The following is a 16,540-nucleotide window of genomic DNA, read 5'->3' on the forward strand; positions in this document are numbered from 1 at the left end:
TCATAATTCCCCTTGATATTTATGTCTAAAGCTAAGCTTCAAACAACAGGATTGCTTGCCATACATGTGCTACTCTTTCAACGATCCCACCAGTACTCCCTTAACAAAATGCTTCTGTACAAAAGGGTATACCATGATGATCGGAACCGTAGCGACAATCATTGTGGCCATGGACAAAGATTTCGTGGTCACACTCTGCATTCGAGATAAAGCGGCCTGAGATGCCGAGTCCAAATTGCTCATCTGTTCAGACATAATGTTGGAATTCAGTATTTGACGCAATATGGTCTGAATGGGCAGCAGTTCTTCTTTATTGATGTAAATACTCGGTAAGAACCATTCATTCCAATGTGATACTGCCGTGAACAAAGACAATGTTGCAATAACCGGACCTGATAGCGGCAGGATAATCTTGAAGAATATTCCCCAGTTGCCCGCCCCGTCAATTTTTGCCGACTCTTCCAAGCCATTAGGCAACCCTGCAAAGAAGGTACGGAAAATGATCATGTTCCATACACTTACCAAACCGGGAATAATGAATACCCAGAACGAATCCATCAAGCCCAGACCACGAATCAGCATGAAGCTTGGTATCAAACCACCACCGAAATACATGGTGACTACACACATAATCATGTAATATTTACGACCCATCAGTTCGCGTTTGGTCATACCATAAGCGAAGATGGAGGTCACTAGAATCGAAGTTATGGTTCCCACGATCGTTCGGGCTACCGATATTCCGAAGCCATTCAGCAGGCGTTTATCCTGAAATACGATGCCGTAGTTTTCCAAAGTAAAATCCCTCGGCCAAAATGTGACTCCCCCAAGCGATGTATCGGCTCCTGAGTTAAAAGAAACCACAAGAGCGTTCCAAAAAGGATAAAACGTCACAAAGGCCAAAAATGTTAGAAAGATATAAATCATGATCATCATGAAACGATCACCGAATCCTAAACGCACCAAGTCTAACCGCTCCCTTCATCACCATGTTCGTTTACCATAGACTGTTACCTGATCTGCGTGCTACCACGTTGGCAATGGTCAGAAGCATCACGCTGATTACCGCTTTGAACAAGCCTACAGCCGTTGCATAAGAGAACCGGGAGTTTTCAATACCAATTCGGTAAACATAAGTATCAATTACATCTGATACCTCTCTTAAAACAGGGTTCTTAGCCAAGAGTAAAATATCCTCAAATCCTGCATTGAGCAGGTTACCTATTGCCAGAATCATAAAGATGATAACGACAGGCATGATGGACGGTAATGTAATCGTAAAGATCTGTCTGAATTTGCTCGCTCCATCCATATCCGCGGCCTCGTACATATGGGGATCTACACCCGCTACAGCCGCCAAGTAAACGATGGAGGAAAACCCAATTTCCTTCCAGAGCCCTGTGGTCACCAATATCCCCCAGAAGTATTCAGGAATGGATAGAAAGTTAATAGGTTCTTTAATCAAGTTCATTTTTTCTAATAGAATGTTTACACTTCCATTATCGGTAGACAGCATGGAAACCACAAACCCTGATACGATAACCCAAGATAAGAAATGGGGCAGATAACTGACGGTCTGCACCAATCGTTTGAAGAACATATGGCGGACTTCATTAAGCATCAGCGCAAGCAGGATCGGAGCTGGAAAGCCGATCAAAAACTTGAGTAAGCTGATAACGATGGTGTTTCGCATCACGTTCATAAACTCTGGAGACTCAAAGAACATCCGGAAATGCTTCATCCCAACCCAAGGGCTGTCTCCCATGCCTTTGAAGATATTAAAATCCTGAAACGACATCAGAATACCGTACATCGGTATATAACTGAAAACAAAAATGAGTGCGAGAGCGGGAAGTACCATTAACTGAATATCCCACTGTTTAAAAAAGCGAATAAATCCATTGTCTCTCTTCCGTTTTGGAACAGTATCCTGTTCTACGGATATTTGCGCCATGTCCAACCCCCCGTGTGTTCTATGCCATGAAGTTTGCCTGATGTCTAACATTGTAGAATAAACTATTCCATATAAACATTTGCCTATTCAACGAAAAATGATATTATTCAATCGAAAATTAAAACGCTTACAGCTTATGGGATATTTACGGAGTTATGAGAAACCCCAAAAGAGCTCCTTTAACGGGGCAGGCAGTCTATTTCCATCCTGGCGTCTTAATCCCGGACATAGAAAATCCCCTTGCGTCAATAGGGTCAAGTTCATTTCATATGAACAGTTGTTCCACCATTCACTACAAGGGGAAGTATCATAAGCTCTATCAACATTTAGCCGAGCGATCATGAAAAATGATACTAATCAATTATTAACGGCAGAATACACAATTCCAAGCATATGGCCATCAACTATGACGATGACTGGATCATATTAAGGACACACCGAGATGAACAAAAATACAACGGTTGCGATTGAACGCAACCGTTGTATTAAAATTCTTATGACTTGCTCTTCACCCGTACAGGCGGAAGCAATTTATTCATATTCACCGTGCGCTTGATCTCCCAGGTTTCCGGCTGATCATGTTCATACTGTTCCAAATAGGCGATGACTTCCTTGGTAATCGGGGTCGGTGTTGATGCCCCTGATGTCACAGCCACTTTGCCTACGCCTTCAAGCCATTCTCGTTTAAGCTCCGTCACATCGCCAATGCGGTGAGCCGGTACGCCGGCTATCTCTTCGGATACCTGTGCAAGACGGTTTGAGTTATTGCTGCGCGGATCCCCGACCACGATGACCAAATCCGCCTGGCCCGCTTGCTCGGCTACCGCCTCCTGCCGAACTTGTGTTGCAAGGCAGATTTCATTATGAATCTCCGCTCCCGGGAATTTATCGAGCAGACTCTTCATAATATGCTTGATGTCCCATTGACTCATCGTCGTCTGGTTCGTAATGATGATTCGGGACGAATTGACCTGAAGCTGTTCGATCTCTTCTTCCTTCTCGATCAGATGCACGTGATCCGGTGCAATCCCGATCGCGCCTTCCGGCTCGGGATGTCCCTTCTTCCCGATATAAATGATCTCATACCCGTCCGCTGCCTTCTCCCGGATCAAATCATGGGTCTTCGTAACATCCGGACATGTTGCGTCGAGCGTGGTTAACCCTTTATCTCTCGCAAGCTTGCGTACTTCGGGAGAGACCCCGTGTGCGGTAAAAATGACGGTCCCGCTCTCCACCTGGCTCAGGATTTCCATCCGGTTCGGACCGTCCAGGGTAATGATGCCTTCATCCTCAAAGGATTGCGTGACATGACTGTTATGCACAATCATGCCCAATATATAAATAGGCCGAGGAAGATCCAGATTCTGGGCCGCCTGACGTGCCAAGACCATAGCGTCAACGACACCGTAACAGTAACCTCTCGGTGATATTTTCAAGACTTCGATGATCCTCACCTGCTTTCCGTTGTCATACGTAAAGTATCCAGTCTATTATAACCTATTCCAGCGGAGGAGCAAAGACGACGGGCAGCCAGACGATAAAGGTGCTGCCTTCTCCTCTTCGGGTAACAACCTCGACAGAGCCCTTGTGCTCATCAATAATCCATTTGGCGATGGATAAGCCAAGACCGGTCCCGCTCGTGATGCCTCTGGACTGATCCGCGCGATAGAAACGCTCGAATATAAACGGAACCTCATCCTTATCCATGCCGATCCCCGTATCCGAAATTCGCAGCCCAACCTGACCCTTGTACAGGACGACATCCAGGCTGACTTCACCCTCCGGCGTATACTTGAATGCATTCTCAATAAAGATGAACAGCATCTGCTGCAAGTAGTCCTTATTACCTTCTACATAAACACCGTTTAGGACAGACAGCTCTCCGACATGCCACTCAGCGGTTTTCTCGAGGAAATGAGCGCGCCGTGCGACCTCCTCTACCAAAGGCTGGAGCGGCACCGGATCCAGCTCAAAGGTCTGGCCGGTATCAGCCCGTGCCAGAGATAACATATCGTTCACCAGCCGGCTCATCCGCTTCGCTTCATCGGATATATCTCCCACAGCTTCAAACGAGATTTGCTTGATCGTTTCTTCGTCCATATTCGCTCTCTCACCAGGGGCTTCCGTCCACATCTTCTGGAGGAGATCCACATTTCCCCGGATGGTGGTCAGCGGCGTTCGGAGTTCATGGGAAGCATCCGATACAAACCGGCGCTGGGCCGCATAGGCATCTTCAAGCTCTTTGTAAAAGCCCTCCGTCCTCTCAAGCATGCCGTTAAACGTGCCGATTAATTGCCCGATCTCGTCCTCTGGCCCATCGTATTCGATTCGTACGCTGAGGTCGGTTCCCTTCTGGATCTGCTCCGCCGCCTCCGTGACCTTGCCGATCGGTTTCATGGATTTCCGGGCGAGGAACAAGCCTAAAGTTGAAGCAATGACTAGGGTTGCTGCGGACCCCATGATGAGGATGGATTGAAGTCGGTCCAGGGTTTGATCAATGGTTCGCGTATTTGCTCCGACTTGTATCCAGCCGAACAATTTCCCTGAGTTTGTTTCTACAACCTGGTTTTCGAATACCAAGAATGTATTACCGTTCACAGTAACACGCTTAAACGCATGTTTAGTTGAATTTAAAGCTTTCTCTACAGAAGGAACGTCAAATTCGATACCGCTGAACGCCATATTCTGGGACTGCCATAATTTACCATTGTAAAATGTATAGGTCTGCACATAGAGATCTGCCTCCTCCAAGCTGATAGCGGAGGATCTATTAGGCAGAACTTCCACCGCCCCTTGCGTAAAACCAATTTTATTAGCTTGCTGTGCAATCCGCTGTTTTAACTCCTCATACGTATACAAATGGACAAAGCCATACACCGCCGAGCTGAAAATCAGCAGTGTCACAAATAAAATGCCGGTATACCATGCTGTCAGTCTTAACCGAATGGACATGCTAGTTATCTCCTCTTAAAATATAGCCGGCTCCGCGGATCGTCTGGATCAGCCGTTTACCTCCATGTTCCTCGGTCTTTTGCCGGAGCATGGCGATGTAAACCTCCAGCACATTGGACTCCCCGCTGTAGTCATAGCCCCATATTTTATCCATGATCAAATCGCGGGACAGCACCCGCTTCGGATTTTGCATAAACAGGTGCAGCAGCTCAAATTCCTTGGCGGTGAGCTCCAGTCTTTGCCCGCTGCGAATGACTTCCCTCGCATCGGTATCCATCACGAGATCCTCGAAGGTCAGTCGGTGGTTAGAGCTATCGTCCCCGGTTTTGCGGCGCAGCAAGGCCCGTACTCGGGCAAGCAGCTCCTCCAGCGCGAAGGGTTTGACTAAGTAATCATCCGCTCCGGTATCCAATCCCTTCACCCGATTCTCCACTTCATCCTTCGCCGTCAGCATCAGCACCGGTGTCGTGCTTCCGCCTTCCCGGAGTCTGCGCAGCGCTTCAAATCCATCGACCTGAGGCATCATGACATCCAGAACGACAACGTCCGGGTCCTCACTCAAAATTACTTTTAAACCTTCCGCTCCGTTGGATGCGGTCAGGACGTCATAGCCCTCAAACGCAAGCCCCCTGCGCAGCATCGAAATAATCTTGTCATCATCATCTACAATTAATATCCGGGATCGCATAGCGGCATCTCCTCTATCTTCTAGCGTTAAATTTAGTACGACGTTACAATCCCATTATATCGGTCGTCTCAAGGACAAGACAAGCGGAAGGGAACGGTCCCTTCCGCTTGTTGTCACGCCTATCCAGGGTTACGGTTGCTGCTGTTGTTGCTGCTGTTGGGATAGATCAAACTTATTACGGTCCCCGATTGTCAGCGGCAAATCAATCTTCTTGCCGTTACGAACCACATTCAGCGTAATTTTGTCTCCGACTTTCTTCGATTGTATGAATTCAGTCAAATCCTTCGAGGTCGGATATTTCGTCCCGTCCACGCCCACAATGATGTCATATTGACGCAGGTCCGCTTCATAAGCCGGCGAACGGAATACAACGCTGTCAACGTAAGATCCTTCCGTTACGTCGGTACCCAGGGATTGGGCAATTTGTGGAGTGACTGTTCCAAGGCTTGCCCCGATAAACGGAACCGGCTCTTTCGGCACTTCCTCATTGTTCTTCAGGTATTCCACAACTTCCTTGATCGTGCTGGAGGGAATCGCAAACCCGATCCCTTGCGCTTCCGCGCTGACGGCTACGTTCATCCCGATAACCTCGCCCTTCAGATTGAGAAGCGGTCCACCGGAGTTACCCGGATTAATTGAAGCATCGGTTTGCAGAAGATGCTCGTAATTCCGTTCAGCTTCGCCATTCGTCCCTTGAATATCGATCTCGCGTTCCTTCGAGCTAAGTACGCCTGCGGTTACCGTATGCTCAAAACCGTGCGGGTTACCGATGGCAACAAGCCATTCACCAACCTTCAGCGAGTTGGAGTCCCCTAGTTGCACCGATGGAAAATCGGCCCCTTCGATTTTCAGAACGGCCAAATCGAGCTCATAGCTGGAACCGAGCAGCTTCGCTTCATAAGGCTTTTTGGTACCCTGAACCGTCACTTGGATCACATCTGCGCCATGGATCACATGCTCATTCGTCAAAATGTATCCCGACTTCTCAAAGATGAAGCCCGAGCCGATGCCTGAAGGCTGAAGCTGGGATTCCTGACCTCCGTTGTTACTGCTTCCACCGTTTCCGCCATTTCCTCCCTGGCTCGATTGTCCGCCGCCAAAGAAGTACCAGAACGGATCATTCATGTTCGGATTCGTGCTTTGACGATTGCTGCTGTTTACAAGCGTCTCGATCAGCACGACGGCTGGACTCGCCTGATCCACAACAGCCGATACATCTCCTTGACCCGAAGGAATCATGGCCGATGCCGTAGTAGCTCCGCCGTTATCATCAACGCTAGCTGAAGTTTCTTGGGCTGGCTCCGATGAATACGCCGCATCCGGCGTAAACAGATTCGTTCGGTCCGCGGCAAACATCAGGCTTGAAATAACAAGGACTCCAGCCAAGAAGGACAACAGCACCGTCTTCACGGAATTTTTAGGCTTCTGGCTGTAATTCCATTCTTTGTTTCTTTTCATCGAATCCATAGAGCCGCCGCCCCCTTGACTTCCGGAGGAATGTGACTGTGAGAAACCGGAGGATGGAACCGGTTTAACCGGCTGCGGAGCGGTAACCTCCACTTCCTGCGATTCCCGGCTGTGATATGGTCGCTCTGTCTGCTGATCATCGCGTTCATTGGGTATGGACTGAAACGGTCCGTAAGAATAGTAATAAGACGAATTCTTCGTGGATGCTTCCTCACGTCTCGGTGCTTCATTGTTATTCGACTCATTGTTCATTCCCTCATCATCCGGATACCCGTAGCGCTTTCTTTGGTCGTCCATAGGTCTACCTCCTATTTAAAATCACTTGCTTCCAAGTGGTTTAATTGATTAACTGTTCTTATTGTGTACTATAAACCTTAATAGTACCTTAAAAACAATTAAAAGGCAGATAAAAAGAAAGACGGGCGGCGTCAAGGGAATCTAAATTCGAATGGAATCGCTATATTTTGACCCATCCCTTCCGATGGGCATAAATCGCCAATTGCGTGCGGTCTTCCAGCTCACACTTCATCAGCAGATTGCTGACATGGGTTTTAACCGTTTTAATGCTGATATGCAGCTCTTCGCCGATCTCTTTGTTGCTCTTGCCCTCGGCAATGAGCAGCAGCACTTCCTTCTCGCGCTCGGTAAGCCCCGAATCATCGCCGTTCACCATATGTCGGCGGATCCCGCGGGTAAGTGCTTCCGACACGTCTTTGGTCATGACCGGCATGCCCCTGAACGCTCCCTGAAGAGCGTAGATGAGTTCGTCAGCCGAAACGGTTTTCAGTACATAACTGACAGCCCCCGCCTCAATGCACTCAACCACAAGCTCATCTTCAAGAAAGCTGGTCAGAATCACAATCTTCTGGTCCGGGAACTCGGACATGACCGCACGCGTGGTCTCTGCCCCGTTCATCACCGGCATCATCAGATCCATAAGAATGAGATCAGGCCGATCTGCCTCATCTCCATTTCTTAACATATCAACAACCTCTTGGCCGTTAGCTGCCTCTCCGATCACTTCAAATCCCGGATCCAACGACAAATACGTTTTTAATCCCATACGAACCATATCATGATCATCCGCCAGCAATATCCGAATCGTACCCATAATGATGTTGTCCCCTCTCTACTCCACTGGCTCAGCCAGCTCTTCCTGTTCCTTGCTCTCTTCCGCAGCCGGTCCCTGATTGCCCTCTGCCTCAAATAGCGGAATGTTTACGCGAACTGTTGTTCCAGCACCCTTTTTGCTTATGATATCGACCTGGCCACCAAGCTTTTCGGCTCGCTCACGCATCGTGGACAGCCCGTATGAGCCCTGCTTGCCTGCCACCTCGTCAAACCCAATCCCGTCGTCGCTGATGCTTAAAATAACGCGTTTCTGATCCTCACGAAGCGACATGCTGACAAGGCTTGCACCGGCATGTTTCACAATGTTGGCTACGGCTTCCTGGATAATCAGGAACAGCTGATGCTCAATTGCATCGGATACCCCGCCGTAAAGTTCCACATCCTTCATGCCCTTCAGGCCATTTTGGCGGCAGTAATCCGGAAACCACCGTTCGAGTGCCTCCTCCAGGGTTCTTCCTTCCAGTTCAACAGGCCGAAGCTGTGCAATCAGCGCCCGCATCTGCTTCTGTGCCACATGAGACATCTCAATCAACTGACCGAGCACTTTATCGCCGTGCTCCGGGTTTCTCTTCAGAACCGCCGGAAGCGATGAAGCCGACATATGAATCGCGAACAACTGCTGACTGACCGTATCATGCAAATCCCTTGCCATCCGGCGTCGTTCCTCAAGCACCGCGGCTTCCGCGGCGATCTCTTTCTCAATGACATCCTGCTCGCCTAGGCGCTGCAGCAGCTTCATCTTCTTCTCCAGCGCTTCCGTCATACCGTTAAACTCATCATATACTCTGGCAAAAGAACCGTCTTCCATAGCCGGCAGCCGCACGTTCAGATTTCCTTTGGCAACCTGCAGCATGTTCAGATGGAGCAGGTCCAGCGGCCGCTGAATGCGCTGCCCCGCGATGTATCCCGCAATCCCCGTAAACAGAAGTACACCGACCGTGTAATACACCCACAGCCGGTTATCTTCAATATGTATGTAGCCGGATTGGTTTGCTGTATACAGGAAAACAGCAACCCCGGCTCCAATCAACAGAAAGTAAAACAGTATCACCCATTTGGTATTTTTCAATATTCCCATCATAACGGTTACCCTACCCTATTCACTTTGACATCACCGATAAATACGCTGACGGTGATGCGTATTTTCTTACCGGCTTCCCTGTAATGCGGGCTTTCCAGTCCGGCATTGCTCATAAAGCCGCTGCGGCTTTCCTCCAGCACCTTCATATCGCCAATGAAGGAGTTGGTCGTGACATGAATGCCGACATCCGAATCATTAGGAACAAATACCTTGACATCCCCGATAAACGCCGAGATGTTGATTTTCGTTTCTCCGTAAGGGATTTGAGCTTTGGTCAGATCCAGCACCGTATCACCGATGAACTGGGAGATATTTGTCGGCTTCAGCTGAAAATAATCTTTTCCCATATGCACGTCCCCGATAAAAGAGGACTTGTTCACCGCATCATGGCTGTGCCAAGATTGATGATGGTGGTGTTGATGTTGGTGCTGTTCATCCTTATAATCCGATCCGTTGCCGTAGCTTTTGCCGTTATCGTCAAAATCCACATGAACTCTGAACTTGCTGCGATCCTGATGCTCCTGGCGCGGGCGCTCCTGCTGCTGTCCCTGCCAGCGGTAACCCTTGCCCTGCTCATGAAAATCCGGTGATCCTGGTTCGTGATCGGGCAGGATATCCTCAGACTTGTCAGCCTTGTCTGGCTTGCCAAATCTCCGTTCGAATTCTTCATCCAGGGAAGAATCCAGCGGACGCGCTTCAGGCGGATCGGGAATGTCGTAATCGTCGCTACGATGCGAGCTGAAGTCATCCGGACTTGGCGGTGATGGCGGCGGCGTATGAGGTTTCGGTTTGAAAATGACCTGCAATCCAAACCCAATCAGCATAATGGGAATCGCATATTTGATCAGATCGCCAAACGAGAAGTCAATCAAATCCAGGTTTCTTCCAAGAAAATACGACCCGATAATGATCGGCACAACGGAGCCCCATAGTGCTCCTCCACGGGCATAAATTAAGCTTTGCAGCCCGAACCAGATGATGAACACCGGCCAAAAAGTCGAGAATATATAACCAAGGTCCACATGTATCATATCAAGCTGATTTAGAAGAAACACCACACCAATACCGATGAGCAGCAATCCGTTGCTAAGCTGGCTCCATCCTTTTCTACTCATGGTCATCCCCTTGCCTTCCAGTTCTATTTTTTCTTAACTACAGTGTACAACATATTGCGATGAACAGGTTAGCGGCGGTGGAATGAAGTTGATCTCGGTCTAGAGACTGAGTCCATGGATAAAAATGGGAGGAGAGCCATAATAAAAGACCCCCGCTAAAGCGGAGGTCTTATTTTTGCACGAACGGGCGCTGGCATCTACACCTTAACGGTTTGCAGAATGGTCCCCTGGTGTGTTCAGTTCGCCAAACTCAGCATCAAACTTCTCGTTCGGTTTTTTGTAGTTCTCTTGAACTTTGGAATTCCCTTTTGGGTTGCTGGCTATGCTGGTATCTTCAGCAAACTCAGCGTTAAACTTTTCATTCGGCGTTTTAAAGTTTTCTTGTACCTTGTTCTTTTTAGCCACAGTATTCACCTCCCTGTTCATATGCAATACCATCATCCTCTTCAGGGGTTTGGCCCCCGAAAAGTAGTATGTGATGAACAGGGAGGCATTATTCTTAAATGTTTACTGCCAATCTACGCGCCAAAATCACCCTAAATGGCTTCTTCCAAAACGGATGCCGGCAGGAAACGATAGGTCTCGATCGCGTTATCCAGGGTTCTGAGCATTTCCTCCGTGCATTTGCCGCTCCCGGTTTTAATGACCTGTACCTCGACGTCCTTCTTCCCCCACTCCTTAAACACTTGTTTGGTTGTGGAGAAATAAAGATCGATTTTTTGCCCTTTGATCGCTGATCCGATATCCGCTACGATTCCATAACCATAGCCCGGTATATAGAGAATACTGCCAAGCGGAAATACATCCGGATCCGCGGCAATCGTTGATAGCGTATTTCGATCCCGCTTCACCTTCACCCCGGAATAGGTAATTCCATATTGAGGATGCCCGGGTTTCTTCCCGGTCGATTCATAACCTGCCGTATAGCCCGTAGCGGTTACCTTCACCGTATGCAGCACCTGGTCCTCCCTAGGCGCAAGCACGGGCATGGATTCGCGTTTCTTGCCAGGCACGCTGGCCTTAGGCCCCGTATCCGGAACATCCAAGTATCTATTCATATCGCTAAAACCTGCTACTCGAAGCGCATAGAAGCGAGACATTTCCACGTAATCGGAGCCTTGAAATTCCCCGGACGGATCATACACATTTCTTAAGTCTGTTGAATCATAGGATTCGCTTAGAATCAGATTATGGGCATCTACTATTGAAGAACCTGCACTGAACAAGACGGCTGATAAAATAAAACCAGCAAAAAACCTCTGCCATTTTTTCCATTGGATCATGTGAGTACCTCCCCCTTACTAGCGAGGGTTCCCACTTCCCAAAAAGAATATACGTGATGGCAGAGGTTTGCATGTCCCTACGTTACTTAACCTTATAGCTAAACTTAAACGACGTGGGTGTTAATTTCTTCACGAAGCTTGAGGATGATCTCGTCGAGCGGCTGGGCACCAATATCCCCTTCGCCGCGTTTGCGAACGGAAACCGCGCCCGCATTTTTCTCGTTCTCGCCAACGATGAACATGTAAGGAATCTTCTCGAGCTGCGCTTCCCGAATCTTGTAGCCCAGCTTCTCGTTGCGAAGATCCGGCTCTACGGAGATACCGGCGAATTGAAGCTTCTCGGCCACTTCCTTGGCATAATCCTCAAAGGCATTGGAGACCGGAATGACTTTCACCTGCACCGGTGACAGCCACAGCGGCAGCGCACCCGCAAAATTCTCAAGCAAGAACGCAGTGAAGCGTTCCATGGTGCCCAGAATACCGCGGTGGATCACGACCGGACGATGCTTCTGGCCATCGTCGCCGACATATTCCAGTTCAAAGCGCTCAGGCAGCAGGAAGTCGAGCTGAACGGTTGACAGCGTCTCTTCCTTGCCTAGAGCCGTACGGATCTGAACGTCGAGCTTCGGACCGTAGAAGGCAGCTTCGCCTTCGGCCTCATAGAACGGCATATCCAGGCTTTCGACGACTTCGCGCAGCATGCGCTGGGACATTTCCCACATTTCATCATTCTGGAAATACTTCTCGGTATCCTGCGGATCCCGGTAAGAAAGACGGAAGCGGTAATCATGGATGCCAAAGTCCTTGTAGACCGTCATGATCAGCTGAATGACACGTGCAAACTCTTCCTTGATCTGATCCGGACGGCAGAAAATATGCGAGTCGTTCAACGTCATCGCGCGCACCCGATGCAAGCCGGTCAGTGCACCGGACATTTCATAGCGGTGCTGCATGCCAAGCTCAGCAATACGGATCGGCAAATCCCGGTAGCTGTGCATATCGCTCTTATAAACCATCATATGGTGAGGACAGTTCATCGGACGAAGAACAAGCTCTTCGTTGTCCATCTCCATTTTCGGGAACATATCTTCCTGATAGTGCTCCCAGTGACCGGAGGTTTTGTACAGCTCCACGTTTCCGAGCACAGGCGTGTACACGTGCTGGTACCCGAGCCGCTCTTCCATGTCCACGATATAACGCTCCAGGGTACGGCGCAATTTCGCGCCGTTTGGCAGCCAGATCGGCAGGCCTTGTCCTACAAGCTGAGAGAACGTAAACATTTGCAATTCCTTGCCCAGCTTACGATGATCACGCTTCTTGGCTTCTTCCAGCAGATGAAGATGCTCATCGAGCTGCGCTTTTTTCACAAACGCCGTACCGTAAACGCGCTGAAGCATTTTGTTCTTGCTGTCGCCGCGCCAGTATGCGCCCGCCACGTTCATGAGCTTGAATACTTTGATCTTGCCGGTTGAAGGGACATGAGGTCCACGACAGAGATCAAAGAACTCGCCTTGCTCATAGATCGTAATAACGCTGTCCTCAGGCAGGGCATTGATCAGTTCCAGCTTGTACGGATCCCCGAGCTCGCCGAAGATGCGCAGCGCTTCCGCACGGCTTACTTCCTTGCGGACAATCGGAAGATTCTCGCCGATAATGCGTTCCATTTCCTTCTCGATCTTTTGCAGGTCCTCCGGATTCAAAGGCTCTTCCAGATCCATGTCATAGTAGAAGCCGTCCTCAATGACCGGACCCACGCCCAGCTTTACTTCTTTCGCTCCATACAAACGCTTGGTCGCTTGAGCCAGCAAATGAGCTGTACTATGACGCATCACTTCAAGCCCTTCGGGCGTATCCTGCGTTACGATCTCGATCAAAGCTCCGTCCTGAAGCGGTGTCGAAAGATCCACGACGATCCCGTCCATTTTTCCCGCGACCGCATTCTTTCTAAGTCCGCTGCTGATTGAAGCAGCCACATCCTCAATACTGCTGCCCGCCTCATACTCCCGTACGGAGCCGTCAGGCAATTTAATGCTAATAGCCACCTTGTATTCCTCCCAAGAAAAAGAATTTCACGTTTCTTCCATATATGAAGGACGCGTTAGTCTCCCCGCGAAGACAGGCATGGACCGCTGAGGTGCCGCCTGGACTTCAACGAAAGATACCGGAACATGCAAAAAACACCCGTCCCGCGAAGGGACGAGTGTTATACCCGTGGTTCCACCCTAATTCGATCTCTCCATCACCTTATGTACCGGGTACATAAACGATTAAGATCCTTCATCAGCATTGAGTAACGGTCATGAACCGGTGAAGCCTACTCATCCGCATTCATCATGACGTGCGGGTTCGACGACACAGCTACAAAGGGGTAAATCAATGGTGAACCGGAGGAAATTGCAGCCGAGGTTTCCTCTCTCTGAGCGGTCAAATCCAAAATTGATTCATGTCTTTGTCAGAGCTTTTACGTGAATTTATCAGTAATTATAATCCTGACCGCTTCGATGCGTCAAGTCATCATTCGTCCGCTACCGAGAAGCGCGCTGCATTCGGGACAGCTGCAGCATACTTCGGCGCGGTTATCAAAGATGTGGGCCAATGTCACGATGACGGGAAGCTCAGGCTGCCTCGTGTGGATAATCATGCGGGCCGGAGATACCGAAATCAGCGTACTGACCACCATATCTTCAATCTCCATATCCTGGTCCAGCCTTTCCATAACGAGTCCTTCATCCCGAGGGCGTTCAATCGGGCGAAGATTGCCATCCAGCAGCAAGAACTCTTCCTCCCCCTTATGAATGACATGAACCAGCGGCATTTTGGGCTCCTGAAAATAAACAAAATATTTCAGCAGGCTGACGAACTCCTCGTACTGCTGATCGAGCATAAATTCATCCACAGCATACTCCGCCATCTCGCGGAGCTCCTGTTCATAGGACTGAAGCCGGAAGGTCATAAAACCATCCAGATTAAGCTCAGGTGCCTCGTTCAGGCATTGATATATGCCTTCCGACAGCTTGCGTCTGCGGCTCTGCCAGAAGTCCCCGGACGGGCCTTCCTCTTTTTGCAGGAGCATCAAAAACCACTGCAGAATCCGCCCCGCTTCTTCCTCATCATCAAACTCGAATTCCGAGAACATTAACCGTGCAGCAATCTCCTGCTCTTTCTCTTCCATAATATAAGCAGTGACTGCTTCGGCAGTGAGCCGGCGCAGCGTGTCGGCCGATGCGGTCCATGAGGACAACGGAAGCTTGCCGGAGCACGTCCAAATCACGCGGTCATCCGAAGCGCTGAATGCGAATTTCAGCTGCTTGCATTGTTTATGTAGCTCTTTCTGCTTGTCTGACAATATACGGTGAAACGCCTTTTTCTCGTCTTCCGTCCGTGTACCGACAGAAATGCTGAACAGTTCCATGGAATCACTCCTTTCGAGTTCCCTTTTCAGTATATGGGGACCCGGTCGGGGATATACGGAACTCCTGCTTGGAAAAACAAGCAAGTCCGGAAAATATCTGATTAACGGCCACATCCTAAATATGACCATCAACGCACATCTCTCTGATGTAAATTAAAAAGGCGGACCGAGTTGCTCGGCCCGCCTTGCGGATCTTCATGAAGTATAGAATTAGTTCTGCATGACGAAGTCGCGCTCAACGGTGCTGTTATCTTCGAACACGCGCAGAATATCATACCGGGTGTTGCGTTGAGCCGGAATGTTGCCGGTCTCCCGGATCAATTGAATAATCGATTCAATATTGACCTTATAGACGGCTCCTGCGGAAGAAACCACGTTCTCCTCCATCATCGTGCTGCCAAAGTCATTACAGCCGTAGCTGAGTGACAGCTTGCCGATTTCAGGTCCCATCGTTACCCAGGACGACTGCAGATTCGGAACGTTATCGATCGCCAAGCGACCGATGGCTACCGTCTTCAAGTACGCCTCCGGCGTTTCACGCTCGCGCTTAAGGTTCGTATTGTCCGGCTGGAACGTAAATGGAATGAAGGCCAGGAAGCCTTTGGAATCATATCCGTTCTGAATGCATTCATCCTGCGCATCACGTACGCGAAGCATATGTAACGCACGCTCTTCCATCGTTTCGCCCAGACCGATCACCATGGTAGCCGTCGTGTTCATGCCGACTTTATGGGCCGTTTGCATGACATCCATCCACTGGCGCCATGTGCCTTTCAGACGACTGACCTTTTTGCGGATACGATCATCCAAAATCTCGGCGCCGCCGCCAGGCAATGAGTCCAGACCCGCGCTGTGAAGCTCGCGCATCACCTCTTCGAGCGTAAGCCCGGAGATCTCCACCATTTTCATAATTTCCGCCGGGGAGAAGGAATGCATCGTGATGTTAGGAAACCGCTTCTTAATGTTGCGTAGCAGGTCGGTATAATAATTGAAAGGCAAATCCGGATTGACGCCGCCCTGCATCAGAATCTCAGTACCGTTCACATCCTCGGTCTCCTGAATCTTCTGGAAGATTGTTTCATCGGGCAGTACATAGCCCTCGGAAGAGCCGGGTCTGCGATAAAAAGCGCAAAAACGGCAGAATACATCACATATGTTTGTGTAATTGATATTCCGGCCGATAACAAATGTCGTGATAGGATCCGGATGCAGACGCTTTGTCATCACATCCGCCGCATGACCAATTTTCTCAATCTCATCACTTTCAAAAAGCGTTACGGTATCTTCCAGGTTCAAACGCTCACCGCGTAAAGCTTTATCCAATATACGGTTTACCGCACTCATTCTTGCAGCCTCCCTACTTAGAGCAAAATAACAAATCACCAGCAAAACTTTTTCTATCTCATCCTACCACAATCCGGCATTAAAAACGACATCCCGTCCGTGACAGGATGCCG

General features: G+C 49.3%; 14 protein-coding genes. All 14 read right to left on the reverse strand.

The genetic code is table 11. From position 1 onward, the window contains the following. Window positions 1-69: 69 nt before the first annotated feature. Window positions 70-966: a carbohydrate ABC transporter permease gene (locus tag AC0VZ8_RS26875; RefSeq protein ID WP_475485009.1), complete on the reverse strand. Its 897-nt coding sequence runs from the start codon at window positions 964-966 to the stop codon at window positions 70-72. 31 nt (window positions 967-997) lie between these two features. Then, on the reverse strand, window positions 998-1,954 hold the full coding sequence (locus AC0VZ8_RS26880) for an ABC transporter permease (protein ID WP_475485010.1): 957 nt from the start codon (window positions 1,952-1,954) through the stop codon (window positions 998-1,000). 494 nt (window positions 1,955-2,448) lie between these two features. Continuing rightward, a complete protein-coding gene (locus AC0VZ8_RS26885) occupies window positions 2,449-3,399 on the reverse strand; it encodes a 4-hydroxy-3-methylbut-2-enyl diphosphate reductase (RefSeq protein ID WP_216530872.1) in 951 nt (316 codons plus the stop codon). Between the two features lie 52 nt (window positions 3,400-3,451). Continuing rightward, the gene (locus AC0VZ8_RS26890; RefSeq protein WP_475485011.1) at window positions 3,452-4,906 is read right to left on the reverse strand and encodes a sensor histidine kinase; all 1,455 of its coding nucleotides are present in this window, start codon (window positions 4,904-4,906) and stop codon (window positions 3,452-3,454) included. Window position 4,907: 1 nt separating this feature from the next. Then, entirely contained in the window at window positions 4,908-5,594 is a 687-nt protein-coding gene (locus AC0VZ8_RS26895; protein ID WP_475485012.1) for a response regulator transcription factor, read from the reverse strand. Between the two features lie 129 nt (window positions 5,595-5,723). After that, entirely contained in the window at window positions 5,724-7,358 is a 1,635-nt protein-coding gene (locus tag AC0VZ8_RS26900; protein WP_475485013.1) for a S1C family serine protease, read from the reverse strand. Window positions 7,359-7,518: 160 nt separating this feature from the next. Next, window positions 7,519-8,172, reverse strand: a complete 654-nt coding sequence (locus AC0VZ8_RS26905; protein ID WP_071217857.1) for a response regulator — start codon at window positions 8,170-8,172, stop codon at window positions 7,519-7,521. Between the two features lie 18 nt (window positions 8,173-8,190). After that, window positions 8,191-9,273 (reverse strand): sensor histidine kinase, encoded by a 1,083-nt coding sequence (locus tag AC0VZ8_RS26910; RefSeq protein ID WP_071217856.1) that lies wholly within the window; start codon window positions 9,271-9,273, stop codon window positions 8,191-8,193. A 5-nt stretch (window positions 9,274-9,278) separates the two neighbouring features. Next, the gene (liaF, locus tag AC0VZ8_RS26915) at window positions 9,279-10,394 is read right to left on the reverse strand and encodes a cell wall-active antibiotics response protein LiaF (protein ID WP_475485014.1); all 1,116 of its coding nucleotides are present in this window, start codon (window positions 10,392-10,394) and stop codon (window positions 9,279-9,281) included. Between the two features lie 198 nt (window positions 10,395-10,592). Next, window positions 10,593-10,793 carry a hypothetical protein gene (locus AC0VZ8_RS26920; protein ID WP_071222739.1) on the reverse strand — a complete coding sequence of 67 codons (201 nt, stop codon included), beginning with the start codon at window positions 10,791-10,793 and terminating at the stop codon, window positions 10,593-10,595. A gap of 131 nt (window positions 10,794-10,924) precedes the next feature. After that, entirely contained in the window at window positions 10,925-11,446 is a 522-nt protein-coding gene (locus tag AC0VZ8_RS26925; RefSeq protein ID WP_374198228.1) for a 3D domain-containing protein, read from the reverse strand. Between the two features lie 329 nt (window positions 11,447-11,775). Next, entirely contained in the window at window positions 11,776-13,713 is a 1,938-nt protein-coding gene (gene thrS, locus AC0VZ8_RS26930; protein ID WP_194544311.1) for a threonine--tRNA ligase, read from the reverse strand. Between the two features lie 464 nt (window positions 13,714-14,177). After that, on the reverse strand, window positions 14,178-15,083 hold the full coding sequence (locus AC0VZ8_RS26935; protein ID WP_475485016.1) for a putative sporulation protein YtxC: 906 nt from the start codon (window positions 15,081-15,083) through the stop codon (window positions 14,178-14,180). A 210-nt stretch (window positions 15,084-15,293) separates the two neighbouring features. Beyond that, window positions 15,294-16,427, reverse strand: a complete 1,134-nt coding sequence (mqnC, locus tag AC0VZ8_RS26940) for a cyclic dehypoxanthinyl futalosine synthase (RefSeq protein WP_015737124.1) — start codon at window positions 16,425-16,427, stop codon at window positions 15,294-15,296. Between the last annotated feature and the right edge of the window lie 113 nt (window positions 16,428-16,540).

The sequence above is a fragment of the Paenibacillus sp. QJM3NY_38 genome (assembly GCF_056173265.1).

Coding starts and splice junctions, on each gene's coding strand:
- liaF (WP_475485014.1), bottom strand. CDS start 10,394: ATGACCATGAGTAGAAAAGGATGGAGCCAGCTTAGCAACGGATTGCTG.
- AC0VZ8_RS26905 (WP_071217857.1), bottom strand. CDS start 8,172: ATGGGTACGATTCGGATATTGCTGGCGGATGATCATGATATGGTTCGT.
- AC0VZ8_RS26890 (WP_475485011.1), bottom strand. CDS start 4,906: ATGTCCATTCGGTTAAGACTGACAGCATGGTATACCGGCATTTTATTT.
- mqnC (WP_015737124.1), bottom strand. CDS start 16,427: ATGAGTGCGGTAAACCGTATATTGGATAAAGCTTTACGCGGTGAGCGT.
- AC0VZ8_RS26910 (WP_071217856.1), bottom strand. CDS start 9,273: ATGATGGGAATATTGAAAAATACCAAATGGGTGATACTGTTTTACTTT.
- AC0VZ8_RS26935 (WP_475485016.1), bottom strand. CDS start 15,083: ATGGAACTGTTCAGCATTTCTGTCGGTACACGGACGGAAGACGAGAAA.
- AC0VZ8_RS26880 (WP_475485010.1), bottom strand. CDS start 1,954: ATGGCGCAAATATCCGTAGAACAGGATACTGTTCCAAAACGGAAGAGA.
- AC0VZ8_RS26895 (WP_475485012.1), bottom strand. CDS start 5,594: ATGCGATCCCGGATATTAATTGTAGATGATGATGACAAGATTATTTCG.
- AC0VZ8_RS26925 (WP_374198228.1), bottom strand. CDS start 11,446: ATGAATAGATACTTGGATGTTCCGGATACGGGGCCTAAGGCCAGCGTG.
- AC0VZ8_RS26900 (WP_475485013.1), bottom strand. CDS start 7,358: ATGGACGACCAAAGAAAGCGCTACGGGTATCCGGATGATGAGGGAATG.